This window comes from Flavobacterium hydrocarbonoxydans, from assembly GCF_009789235.1.
Taxonomy (GTDB): domain Bacteria; phylum Bacteroidota; class Bacteroidia; order Flavobacteriales; family Flavobacteriaceae; genus Flavobacterium; species Flavobacterium hydrocarbonoxydans.
The window spans coordinates 684,392-698,030 of sequence record NZ_WSTB01000001.1 but is presented as its reverse complement, the minus strand read 5'-3'; the positions used below and the strand labels follow the sequence as shown (position 1 = coordinate 698,030).

Here is a 13,639-nt window from a genome sequence, read left to right as displayed (position 1 = left end):
TAGATTAAAGATGAAAAGAGGAATATTCATAATCACCCTTTTATTTTCAGCTCAAATTTTCGCGCAGGCGATTTATGAAGATGAAAGATATGTGCCAGAAACAGATCCATTAGTTTTGAAAAACTTAGAAGAATGGCAAGGCAAAAAATTTGGCTTGCTAATGCACTGGGGAACTTACAGCCAATGGGGAATTGTAGAATCCTGGTCAATATGCCCGGAAGATTATGGATGGTGCGAACGTAAAAAAGGAAGTAATCCAGCAAATTACAATCAATACATTGCAGATTATGAAGGATTGAGAAAAACATTCAACCCAACAAAATTTGACCCTGCAAAATGGGCAAAAGCGGCTAAAAATGCAGGAATGAAATACATGGTTTTTACCACGAAACACCATGACGGATTTAATATGTATGACACTAAATATTCTGATTATAAGATAACGAGTAAAGATGTTCCTTTTCATACCAACCCAAAAGCAGATGTTTTAAAAGAGATCTTCAACGCTTTTAGAGGTGAAAATATCTCAACTGGAGCCTATTTCTCTAAACCAGACTGGCACAACGAAAACTACTGGGATCCTTATTTTCCTCCATTCGACAGAAACGTAAACTACGATCCGTCTTTGTATCCGGAAAAATGGCAGAAATATGTTGATTTTACCCACAACCAAATCTTAGAAATCCTTACTAATTACGGCAAAGTTGATATTTTATGGTTAGATGGAGGTTGGGTTAAAAAAAGAGATCAGCAAAATTTAAAAGAAAACTATGATGAAAAGTTTGCAGAAAACGAATCTAAAAACGGTTTCATCAAACACAGAGTCGTAGATCAGGATCCTAAAATGGATGAATTGGTTGTAAAAGCACGTCAGAAACAACCAGGTTTAATTGTGGTTGACAGAGCTGTTCACGGTAAAAACCAAAATTATTTAACACCAGAAGGACGTGTTCCAGCTAAAACGCTGCCTTATCCTTGGGAATCTTGTATTCCTGCTGGCGGTGGTTGGTCTTATACTCCGGATGCTACATACATGACTGGAAGACAAGGTATTCACATGCTGGTTGATATTGTAGCAAAAGGCGGAAATTTATTATTGAATGTTGCGCCAAGTCCAGAAGGTGAATGGCAGCAAGGCGCTTACGATTTATTGGCGGCTTACGGAGACTGGATGAAAGTAAACAGCACAGCGATTTATAATACAAAACCAATTGAACCTTTTAAAGAAGAAAATATTTGTATGACGCAAAACAAAACAGGAAATGTTTTCTTGTTTTATTTGGCAAAAGAAGGAGAAGACAAAATTCCGGCAACCCTTACAGTGAAAGCAATTAATCCTAAAAAAGGAACAAAAATCACGATGTTAGGTTCCAAAACTTCCCTGAAATGGACAAAAGAAGCTGAAGGATTTAAAGTTATAATTCCGGAGAGTCTGAGAAATAATTTGCCTTGTAAAGAGGCATGGACTTTAAAAATAGAAGCGATAAACAGATAGAAAAAAGAATATGTTTTTAAACCAAAGAATAACCATAAAAACAGCATGTATTTTTTGCATGCTGTTTTTTAGCATCAGCAATTTTGCACAGCAGCCAGCGGATTTTGTAAATCCGTTTATTGGAACTTCAAATTACGGAGCCACTTTTCCAGGACCAATTGCCCCAAGAGGAATGGCTAGTATTAGTCCGTTTAATGTTGCCGGAAAACAAAATAAATTAGAAAAAGACAGTCAATGGCTTTCGAATCCGTATGTAAATGAAAATACTTTCTTAACGGGATTTAGTCAGGTAAATTTAAGCGGAGTAGGTTGCCCGGAATTGGGCGTTATTTTGTTAATGCCCACAACTGGTGATGTAGAAATCAATCATTTAAAATACGGATCAACATATTCTAACGAAATAGCAAAAGCGGCGTATTATAGTGTTGATCTGGATAAATATAAAGTTAAAGGCGAATTTACAGCATCAAAAAGAGTAGGCGTAAGCAAATTTACTTTTCCTAAAGGGAAATCAAATATATTATTGAATCTGGGTTTAGGTTTAACCAATGAAGAAGGTGCGATGGTAAAAGTCGTTTCGTCAACAGAAATTGAAGGAATGCGTACGGTAGGTTCTTTTTGTTATAATAGTCCCGAAGATGCTTATCCGGTATATTTTGTAGCGAAATTTTCGAAACCAGCAGATAAGTTTGGTATTTGGAAAAAAACACCAAAATACGAAGGTATAGAAGCACAATGGATGACCTACAACGGCAAAACCAGAATGATGGAAAACTCCATCAAAACGGTTGTTGGCGATAGTATCGGAACCTATTTTACCTATGAGTTTGATAAAAAGGAAACCGTTGAGGTAAAAATTGGAATTTCGTACGTAAGTATTGCAAACGCACGTGAAAACTTAGAAAAAGAAACCGGAAATAAATCCTTTGAAGCTGTTTATAAAGAGACTTATGACGAATGGAACAAAGAACTTTCGAAGATTTTAGTCGAAGGTGGTTCTAGTGACGATAACACGATTTTTTATACGGCATTATACCACACTTTGATTCATCCCAATACTCTGAATGATTGGAACGGAGAATATCCCGTAATAAAAAGAAACAAAATCGCTAAAACAACAGGCACCCGTTATACGACTTTTTCTTTGTGGGATACGTATCGAAACATGCACCAGTTAACCTCTTTAGTTTATCCTAAGCAACAATCGGATATGATAAAAAGTATGTTGGATATGTATGATGAAAACGGCTGGTTGCCAAAATGGGAATTAAATTCAACAGAAACATTTACCATGGTAGGAGATCCGGCGAGCATCGTTATAGTTGATGCCTGCTTAAAGGGAATTCAGGATTTTGATTTTTACAAAGCCTACTATGCCATGCTGAAAGGCTCAAATCAAACCGATGATAATCCGTTGCGACCAGGGCTTAAAGAGTATATCGATAAAGGATATTTATCTACTAATTATCCTGGCCCCGTTTCTACAACCCTTGAATATAATACATCTGATTATGCAATTTCACTTTTAGCGAAAGCTTTAGGTGAAAAAGATGATTATAAGCGTTTTTCTAAACGATCACTTTCCTACCGAAAATTATTCGACAAAGATTTAAAACTACTTCGCCCAAGAACCCCTAACGGAAAATGGTACGAACCTTTTGATCCGGAATCTGGAGCAAATTTTGAAGAAAATGTTGGTTTTATCGAAGGTAATGCGTGGCAGTATGCTTTTATGGTATCACATGATATCAAAGGATTAATTAAATTAATGGGCGGAGAAAAACCGTTCTCGGATCAATTGCAAAAAGTATTCGACAGCAAGCAATTTGATATGGCAAACGAGCCGGATATCGCGAATCCTTTTTTGTTTAATTATGTAAAAGGGGATGAATGGAAAGCACAGGAATTGGTAAAAAAATTAGTTAAAGAATATTTTCTGAACAAACCTAATGGATTACCAGGAAATGATGATACCGGAACAATGTCGGCCTGGGTGGTTTATGCCATGATGGGAATTTATCCTATTTCTCCAGGAGATCCCATTTATACTATTACTGCACCAATGTTTCATAGAGTGAAAATCAAATTAGATCCGGCATATTATAAAAATGAAAGTATTGTAATCGAAAGACAAATTAATAATGACGGTAAAATCAATTCGATTGAAATAAACGGAAAACCACTTAATAGCTTTTTTATTTCGCACGAAGATTTCGTGAATGGAAACACGCTAAAAGTGATTCAAAATTAAAAACAACACCACTATGTTACAATTAAAAATCAAAAAAGCAGCCATTGTTTTTGTGATGGCTGTAGGTTTTTTGAACCAGAGTCATGCGCAGAAAAAATATCCTTATCAGGACGCTAGATTACCTGTTGAAGACAGAGTAAAAGACTTACTAAACAGAATGACTCTGGAGGAGAAAGCCCGCCAAATGGATATGTACAAAGGGGAACTTTTTAAAGAAAAAGAAGATTTTTCTAAATCAAAATCGGCTGCAAAAATTGGAAATTTAGGAATTGGAGCGATTCATGATCTTTATCCGCGTTCGGCAAAAATGATTAACGATCTTCAAAGTGAAGTAATCAAAAATAATAAATGGGGTATTCCGGCTCTTATCATGTGTGAAATGTTACACGGATATCTGGATGACGGAAGCACAGCGTTTCCAATGAACATAGGCTTAGGCGCAACCTGGGATACGAACGTAATGGACAAAGTAGGTAAAGTAATTGCTATGGAAGCCAGGGCTCACGGAGTTCATTTTGGTTTAGGACCCAATTTAGATTTGGGACGCGAACCACGTTGGGGAAGGGTTGCGGAGACTTTTGGAGAGGATGCTTATTTAAACAGCGAGATTGGTTTGGCCATGATCAAAGGAATGCAGGGCGATGACTTAAAATCGGATCGCACAATAATTTCAGAACCAAAACATTTTGCTGTTCACGGTATTCCGCAGGCTGGAGGAAATTCTTCTCCAATTTTAGTGGGAGAACGTTCGGCCCGAGAAGATCATCTTCCTTCATTTGAAAAAGCATTCAGAAAAGGCGGAGCTTTAGGAACGATGTGTGCGTATTCTGAATTAGATGGTATTCCTTGTGCAGCTAATCATTGGTTATTAACAGATGTTTTGAGAAAAGAATGGGGTTTTAAAGGAATTGTAGTTTCAGATTTAGGTGCGATCAAATACCTGCAAACCACGCATTATGTAACGAATTCTCCAAAAGAAAGTATCAGAGAAGCCATCGCGGCGGGAGTTGATATGCAGTTTTATGATTTTACAAATGAATTTTGGCAACAAAGTATCATCGAATTGGTCAATGAAAAAAAACTGACAATGGAGCAAATTGACCGTGCTGCAGGAGGTGTTTTGAGACTTAAATTTTTATTGGGATTATTCGAAAATCCATATACAGATAAAAACCTGATAAAAGAACGTTTTCATACCAAAGAAAATCAGGATATCGCTCTTGAAGCCGCTCATAAATCGATGATTTTATTGAAAAATGACAAGAATATCCTGCCCTTAAGTAAAGATATTAAGACAATTGCCGTTATCGGACCCAATGCGGATGCCTCAAGATTAGGCGGATATGCTGTAAAAAATAAAGTAGGAACTACAGTTCTGGAAGGGATTAAACAAGTTGCGGGTGCTACAACAAATGTACTTTATGAAGAGGGTGTTTCCTTAATTGTAAAAGGACAAATTATTCCATCGAAATATTTGTTTACCCCAGACGGATCTCAAAACGGATTAAAAGGAGAATATTTCAACAACCGAAATGTAGCAGGAAATCCGGTATTAACGCGTATCGACAATCAATTAGAGTTTGACTGGCCCTGGTCTCCCGGAGACGGCGTTACTGATGATGATTTCTCTATTCGCTGGACAGGTTATATTCAGTCAGATAAAGCATTTGATGGCTGGTTAGGATTAAGTTCTGATGACGGAATAAGAATGTGGGTTGACGATCAGCTTGTTATTGACAATTGGTCAAAAGGAGCTACGAGTATGGTGACGACTCCAAAAAACATCGAAGCCGGTAAAAAATACAAAGTCCGCATCGAAATGTGGGAAGGTGGCTGGGGAGCCAGAGCACACCTGCGTTGGAATTTAGAAAAAGTAAACTTTCAGCCAGCGATTGACATTGCTAAAAAAGCAGATGTTGCGATTGTGGTTTTGGGAGAATCAAATGAATTGGTAGAAGAAAACCGGGACGTGGCGAGTTTAGATTTACACGGAATGCAGCAGGAATTGATCGAAGCGATTCAAAAAACCGGAACTCCTGTGGTTTGTGTATTGCTAAACGGTCGTCCGCTTTCTACCAACTGGATTAGCGAAAATATTCCGGCTCTTATCGAAGGTTGGTTTCCTGGTGAAGCAGGAGGAAGGGCTGTAGCCGATGTTTTATTTGGAGATTATAATCCTGGTGGAAGATTGCCTATTACAGTTCCAAAATCTGTGGGACAGTTACCTATATATTATAACCAAAAACCATCTGCGATTCACCGCTATGTTTCTGAAAGTGAAAATCCGCTTTACAACTTTGGTTACGGTTTAAGTTATACCCAGTTCGAATATTCAAATTTCGCCATTAGTACCGAAGCAATTAAAGCTGGTGGAGAATTAAAAGTAAGCGTTGACGTTAAGAACGTTGGGAACTATGACGGAGATGAGGTTGTGCAATTGTATATTAAGGATGTGTATAGCAGTGTAACAACTCCGAGAAAAACATTAAAAGGTTTTAATAGGGTGTTTATTGAAAAAGGAGAAACTAAAAAAGTAGCGTTTATACTAACGGCTGACGAATTATCAATCTGGAACAAAGAAATGAAGCGTGTAGTAGAGCCCGGAGACTTTGAAGTTATGGTAGGCGGAAATGCTACAGATTTGCAGAAGTTGAGTTTTAAAGTTATTAATTAACTAAAAAAGAATTCAAGGAAAACAGCTGTTTTGTTTTCAATACATTTTTACAACAAGAAATTAACATTAATCTTAAAATTGAGATTAATGTTTTTTTTTATAATATATCGAACCGTTGGTGATTATTTGGTATCCTTTATAAATTGCTAATAATAATGCACTAAATAGAGTTGAAGTGCTTAAAAAACATAAAAAATTGACAAACACCTTTTCAAACTAGTCATTGGTCGAAATAATATTCTGTTGACGAAATATAGTTATAGATTTAACAAAGAATTAACCTTTAGTTGGTTCAAAAAGATAACTCAAAAAATAACCAAAATTATTAACACAAAAACCAAATTATGATTCAAAAAGTATTTAAATTACTGTTTGTGTTTTGCTTGTTTGCATTCCAAAGCTTACAAGCACAAAATACAGTAAAAGGCACAGTAACAGATGCTTCAAGCGGAATACCGATTCCAGGAGCAAATGTTATGGTAAAAGGAACAAAAACGAGTACATCAACAGATTTTGATGGTAAGTACAGTATTAATGTTCCAAATCTATCAGGAATTTTGATAGTTTCTTATGTAGGTTCTGGTACAATAGAAGTTCCTGTTTCAGGACAGACGACTATCAATGTAGGTTTAGTTGAAAACAATCAACAATTAGGAGAAGTTGTTGTAACTGCACTTGGTCAATCCAAGGAGAAAAAAGCTTTAGGTTATGCTACCAGTATGATTAAGGCTGATGCAATCGTTAAGACTGGTTCACCTACCGTTGCTAATGCTTTGTATGGTAAGGCACCAGGTGTTCGTATTACTTCAACTCCGGGAGGAGCTGGAAATATTAACATCCAGATTCGTGGGATTAACTCTATTACAGGTAAAAACCAACCGCTTATTATTATGGATGGTGTGCCAATTCGCGATGGGGCAGCTACAAATAATGATTATTGGAGTGATCAGCGTATTAGAAGTAACGGTTTGGCAGACATTAATCCAGAAGATATTGAGAATATTTCTATTCTTAAAGGAGCTTCGGCTGCTGCATTATATGGTTCTGAGGCCGTAAATGGGGTTGTATTGATTACATCTAAATCTGGTAAAGGAAAAAAAGGTTTTGGTGTAGATTTTAGTACCAGTTATTCCAATAACGAAATTGCATACTTGCCAAGATTTCAATATGAAAGAGGTCCAGGTTGGACAAATGCAAATTATACTTCAGGATACTTACCACCCGATGGTTTTGCTTATTATGATACAAATGGTGATGGTGTTAATGATACCAGAGGTGTTTCAAGTAGTAGTAATAACTTTGGACCTTGGTTCGATGGTCAGCCAGTTATGTCTTGGGATGGTGTTGTTCGCCCTTATTCGGCTCAAAGAGACGGATACAAAAATATGTTTCAGGATTCATGGGATGGAGTAACAAACATTGCACTTTCTAACAATACAGAGAATAGCAGCATTCGTTTTTCTTATACACATAATGAATCACAAGGTCTTAGTATGGGTAACATGAACAAAAAAAACACACTTAACTTAAATACATCATTCAAAACAGGCCCAAACCTGAAAACAGATGTGATTGTGAGTTATATGAATCAAGATGTTCATAACCGTGCTATTGGTATGGATCGATTGATAAATAACTTTACTGGTATGATAAGTCCGTTTGATAATGGAGATTGGTACAAAGACAAATACATGACCAGTTTAGGATACAAATATGTTACTGGTACAAATCAAAGTTTGACTCCAGGTGAAAATATCATACGTAATGGATTCAAGGCAGATGTTGGTGATTATTTTTGGAATACTAGTGCAAATCAACAAGACGAAATTACAAACCGATTGATTGCCAGTGTTACTGAAACCTATACTATTTATGAAGATTTGAAATTACGTGGTCGTGTTTCTACTGATTTAACTTCAGTAAATGTAGAAACTAAAAACCCAGTTGAAAGACCTTTGGTATATGGATTTGGTACTGGTTCTTATCAAATGGATTCTAAAGACTATAATATTCTTTATGGAGATGTGATGTTGACTTACAACAAAAAAATTAATGAAGCTTTCGAAATTGGTGCTACAGCTGGTTATACCGCAACAAAAGAAACTGGATCTACTTTATCAAGATTTACAGATGGTGGTTTGAGCGTTGAAGGCTGGTATGACATGAATTCTTCAGTAAACACTCCAAAAAGTCTTGATACAAAATATGAAGTTGTAAAAGATGCAGTATTTGGAACTGTCAACGGTAACTACAAAAACTACTTGTTTCTTGAAGGTACAATAAGAAGGGATCGTACTTCTACTATGAATCCTAATAATAATGCCTTTACATATCCTTCTGTAAATTCATCTTTCGTATTGTCTGATGCTGTCAAATTACCAGAAGTAATCAGTTATGCTAAACTACGAGCTTCCTGGGGTATTGTGGGTAATTATCCGGAGATTTATAAGGCAAACGTAGCTTTCAATCAAACTACATTGGGTAATCAGGGGACGACTACTCCGGTGTTGATTACAAATTCTATGGATAAATATGGTAATGAAATAATAAAACCGGAGATGAAAAACGAATACGAGCTTGGTTTTGAAATTAAATTCTTTAATAGAAGGCTAGGATTGGATTTTTCATACTATAATGCACGCGTTTATGATCAAATTTTAGATTTGACATTGGCACCTACAACTGGAGCGTCGTCAATCTTGGCTAATGTTGGAGAATTGAGTAACCAAGGTGTTGAAATTGCTTTGACTGCTACTCCGATAAAAACAGCATCTTTTTCCTGGGATCTTACTTTGAACTGGGCAAAAAATGTTAATAAAGTTGTGAAATTGGCTAACGGGGCATCAGAATTATTGCATGCTGACTATGATGGATCTGCTGCTCAATTAAAATCAGTAGTAGGTGATCCAATGGGAGGTATTTATGCACACCCTGTTAAGACAGATGCCAGTGGTAATAAAATGGTTGACTCTGATGGGTTTTATATGATTGATGGAGATAAATGGGAAAAATATGGTAATGCTATGCCGAAAGGAGTTGGAGGTTTATTGAACACATTTGCTTATAAAAATTTCACTTTAGATGTTAATATCGACTATTCTTATGGAGGTTATTTGATGCCAACAGGGGTTAACTGGATGACTTCACGAGGATTGACAGAAGAAAGTTTGAACTATAGTACTAATGAGCGTGGTGGTCTGACTTATTATATGGATAATGGTAAGGGAGTTCAGGTTCCTAATAGCGCTACCAGTGGACCAGGAGGTCAAACATTATATCGTGATGGTATGTTGATGAATGGTGTTACAGCAGATGGTTCAACTAATACTAATGTAATCTCTCAGGCAGGTTATTACAACATGACTTATAACTGGGGAGGTCCTCAATACAGTAGCTCACGTTATGAATTGTATATTCAGGAAAACAATTATATAAAGATGAGGGAAATATCTTTATCCTATAATTTGCCAACTGCCTGGGCTAATAAATTAGGTGCCACTAAATTTAATTTTTCTCTTTATGGCCGTAATTTGTTCTTTATCTATAGATCAATTAAGGATATGGATCCTGAGGCTACTACAGCAGGCTCTAAATGGTCTCAAAACATAAATAATGCGGGAACAAACCCAGCTACCAGAAGTGTCGGATGTATGTTAAGAGCATCTTTTTAATTTGATATTTCATAATTTTAAAAAATATAACATGAGAAAATTATTATATATATCGCTAACAACGGCAGTTGTTTTTTTAAGTTCTTGTTCTAAGGACGATTTTGAAGATGCGTATGGAAATCCATCTACGGTTGAAACAACTACTGTACCTAAACAGTTTGCCGGATTCATGAAAATTAATTTTGAGGATGTAATTCCTTCTTACTGGAATTACTTTACAGTGCTAAGATCTACTTCTCTTACTTATACTCAGGGGCATGGATTTACAAACTTATCCGGTCGCTATGTTTCGGGAGCTGCAACAGTTTACAGATGGGATCGTTTTTATAAATTTATTACCCAATACAGAGAGTTAGAAAAAGTGATGGCTTCTTTGCCTGTTGCAAAGCAGACTGAAAATAGAATCTATACCATTACTTCAACTATTTATTTATACGATCATACTTCAAAAATGATTGATAACTTTGGAGATATTCCTTTCTCTCAAGCAGGTAAAATTAGTTCAACTGGTGGTAATTATGCTGCTGCATTAGCTAAGTATGATAATCAAACGGAACTATATACCATGATGTTAGATCAGTTAAAAGCATTTTCTGCTGAACTGAATTCGATTACTTTATCTGCTAATGTAACATTAGAATTTAAAAATCAGGATTTAATCAATAAAGGAAATTTGGTAAGCTGGAAAAACTATTGCAATTCTTTGCGTTTAAAATTATTAAACAGAGTATCAGCGGTTCCTGCTTTTGCGGCAAGAGCCAATACTGAAATAGCTGCAATTATTGCTAGTGGCGAAATTGTAGATGAAAATTCGGAAAACATTGCTTTCAGAGTTTATACTCAAGACACTGATTTAGATACTTCGGGATTTTTTGATGCTATGGAGGGAGGAAACAACATTGCTCCAAAACCAATGATTGATCACATGAATGCGAATAATGATCCTCGTCAACCCTGGTTGTTTGAAAAAGGATCACGTATCGTAAGCAACGTAGTCATAGTAGCTCCTACTTATGAAGGACTTGATCCAATGTTGGCATCAGGAGATCAGGAGCAGTTAATAACGGATGGTAAGATTGCAATCTACAACCGTTCTGTAATTAGTAGAAATGATTGGTTGCCTGGAACATTGATCAATGCGGCTGAAGTAAACCTGATTCTTGCGGAATACTATTCAAGAACAGGAAATGCTAGTTCGGCTAAAACTTATTTTGAGAAAGCAATAAGACAATCTGTTGAATATTATGTAAGATTAGGTGATAGAGCAGATGACACTACTTGGAAACCTACTACAGAACCAACAACTGCTGAAATTGATGCTTACATAGCTACTATAAACTTTGCCGGAGCTACAACACCAGCAGCTCAATTGGAATTAATTGCTTTTCAAAAGTATATTCACTACAATATGATGCAGGTTGATGAATCCTGGGCAGAACAAAGAAGATTAAAACTTCCCGCTTTACCATTTCGTGAGGATGAAACAAGCAGTGTGAGAAAAACACCACCAACACGCTGGACATATCCAACTTCTGAGAGTGTTTATAATGGGGATAATTATAATGCTGTTAAAGCAAATGATAATTTAAGCACCAAAATATTCTGGGACATAAAATGATAATGGAATACTACGAAATTCCAATAAGTAACAAGTGCGATTAAAGCACCTGTGACTATTCATTTAAACAGAGGTAAGATGTAATTCTTACCTCTGTTTTTTAAAGGTTTTTCAAGTTTAATTTTTGTCAAAAAAATAATTTGTAACTACATGATAAAATTTTTTAATGCCATATTGTTATTTTTTTCCTTAACACTTGTTGCTCAAAAAAAATCTGAGGTGTATAAAATAAAGTATGATAAATTTCAAAACGGAAAAAAAACAGGCGAGAATACCACAATCTATGTATATAATGAAATGGTTTTTTTATCAAAACCAACTGACAAAATACAACAATTCATAGATTTAAAAAACAATTACAACGTAAGTACTATTAAAGATGGAAATACGGTTTTCAAAAAAATAATTCCATTTGATAGTTTGCCTCAGCCTAAATTTGATAATGATACACGAATACTGCTGGGTTATAAGTGTCAGCATGCTAGATTTTCGTATTTTTCCAATACTATAGATGTTTGGTTTACAGAGCAAACAATTGTAAAAGGAACTCCAAATAATAGTTATTTACCAAGTAAAAACGCTCTAGTTTTACAACTGGTTGTTAATGGAAATTTTACACTTACCGCTAGTGCTATCGATAAAGAAAAAAAATATATCCCGATACTTAATTATGATGATAAAACCCAGGTTGTTAATACATCAGAATTCGAAGAAATTGCAATAAATTCAAGGTATAAAATCTTAAAAATTTTCGATAACGAAATTTTAAATTTTGATCCCAATCTTGTTATTCCTAAAGAAGCGGAGCTTGAAACAGATAAAGTGTATCATTTTTCAAAAGGAAGTGTTGTATTAAAAAAAATAAAAATTACTCCGGAGTTAAAAAACAGTAGTGCCATTTTTGCAAAACTAACCAGTAAATCTAATGGGGATGCTTACGACAGGACTGGATCAGTATTTATTATTCCAGTAAAAAAAGATGCAGCTATAGTTACATTATTAGATGGTTATTTACACGGATTGGATAAATTGCCAATTTATACAGATAATAAAAAAAATAAATATCAAGGAATTATTAAAGAAAAAGATTATTTGCCAGCAATCGAAATACTTAGATTTTTTACACCATTTGGAGTTAATTATTTTAATGATAAACGAAAAATAAATAATTATAACTGGGCAAAAGAAGTTGTTTATAAAGAAGACGTGAGTTCTCTTATTCCTACTGACGGAGATGAAATTTGGATCGGCGTTTTTATTGGTAATTATGATGCTGGCGGCCATAAAATAAACCTTGAACTGGATGTTTATCCATTAATGAACAATAACGATGACAAACCAAATAAGAAAAAGTATATAGCACCTTTATTTTCAACAGTTAATACTATGGAGATGTCAGGCCAAAATTATGGAGGCCTTTTTGCAAATGATACTCTGAAAGTGAATTTTGAAATTAAGGAAGAGCTACAAAACTTACAACTTTTATATACTACCACAGGTCATGGTGGTTGGGAAAAAGGAGATGAATTTACTCCCAAAATGAACAAAGTATTTATTGATGGCGAAGAAGTATTTAAAATTATTCCTTGGCGAACGGATTGTGCAACGTATCGATTATCTAATCCAGCTTCAGGTAATTTTCAAGATGGATTATCTTCCAGTGATTTAAGTAGGTCAAATTGGTGTCCGGGAACATTAACTTCTCCCTATATAATTCCGTTGAGTAAGTTACTAAAAGGAAATCATGTAATAGAGATAGTTATAGAACAGGGACCAAATGAAGGACCTAGTACAAACCATTGGAACGTTTCAGGAGTTCTGGTTGGTGAATCAAAGAATTAATTGATTGAATCAAATAATTGCCTTTGTAAATGAATTATAAAAATTGTATTGAGTAATCAATTTAATTTCTCAAAGCAGTCGTTTAATC

General features: G+C 35.3%; 6 protein-coding genes. All 6 read left to right on the top strand.

Annotation, left to right across the window (positions count from 1 at the left end):
- Positions 1 to 10 precede the first annotated feature (10 nt).
- The 6 genes from GON26_RS02905 (at position 11) to GON26_RS02880 (ending at position 13,551) form a co-directional block, all read left to right on the top strand.
- Positions 11 to 1,495 (top strand): alpha-L-fucosidase, encoded by a 1,485-nt coding sequence (locus GON26_RS02905; protein ID WP_160373208.1) that lies wholly within the window; start codon positions 11 to 13, stop codon positions 1,493 to 1,495.
- Between the two features lie 10 nt (positions 1,496 to 1,505).
- A complete protein-coding gene (locus GON26_RS02900) occupies positions 1,506 to 3,746 on the top strand; it encodes a GH92 family glycosyl hydrolase (RefSeq protein ID WP_160373207.1) in 2,241 nt (746 codons plus the stop codon).
- Positions 3,747 to 3,759: 13 nt separating this feature from the next.
- Entirely contained in the window at positions 3,760 to 6,420 is a 2,661-nt protein-coding gene (locus GON26_RS02895; RefSeq protein WP_160373206.1) for a glycoside hydrolase family 3 N-terminal domain-containing protein, read from the top strand.
- Between the two features lie 344 nt (positions 6,421 to 6,764).
- Positions 6,765 to 10,091, top strand: coding sequence for a SusC/RagA family TonB-linked outer membrane protein (locus GON26_RS02890; RefSeq protein WP_160373205.1), 3,327 nt, complete (start codon positions 6,765 to 6,767; stop codon positions 10,089 to 10,091).
- A gap of 31 nt (positions 10,092 to 10,122) precedes the next feature.
- Entirely contained in the window at positions 10,123 to 11,709 is a 1,587-nt protein-coding gene (locus GON26_RS02885; protein ID WP_160373204.1) for a SusD/RagB family nutrient-binding outer membrane lipoprotein, read from the top strand.
- A gap of 150 nt (positions 11,710 to 11,859) precedes the next feature.
- On the top strand, positions 11,860 to 13,551 hold the full coding sequence (locus GON26_RS02880; RefSeq protein WP_160373203.1) for a PNGase F N-terminal domain-containing protein: 1,692 nt from the start codon (positions 11,860 to 11,862) through the stop codon (positions 13,549 to 13,551).
- The last annotated feature ends 88 nt before the right edge of the window (positions 13,552 to 13,639 follow it).

Excerpts from the sequence above, each read along its gene's own strand:
- GON26_RS02895 (WP_160373206.1), top strand. The coding sequence starts at position 3,760 with ATGTTACAATTAAAAATCAAAAAAGCAGCCATTGTTTTTGTGATGGCT.
- GON26_RS02900 (WP_160373207.1), top strand. The coding sequence starts at position 1,506 with ATGTTTTTAAACCAAAGAATAACCATAAAAACAGCATGTATTTTTTGC.
- GON26_RS02890 (WP_160373205.1), top strand. The coding sequence starts at position 6,765 with ATGATTCAAAAAGTATTTAAATTACTGTTTGTGTTTTGCTTGTTTGCA.
- GON26_RS02905 (WP_160373208.1), top strand. The coding sequence starts at position 11 with ATGAAAAGAGGAATATTCATAATCACCCTTTTATTTTCAGCTCAAATT.
- GON26_RS02880 (WP_160373203.1), top strand. The coding sequence starts at position 11,860 with ATGATAAAATTTTTTAATGCCATATTGTTATTTTTTTCCTTAACACTT.
- GON26_RS02885 (WP_160373204.1), top strand. The coding sequence starts at position 10,123 with ATGAGAAAATTATTATATATATCGCTAACAACGGCAGTTGTTTTTTTA.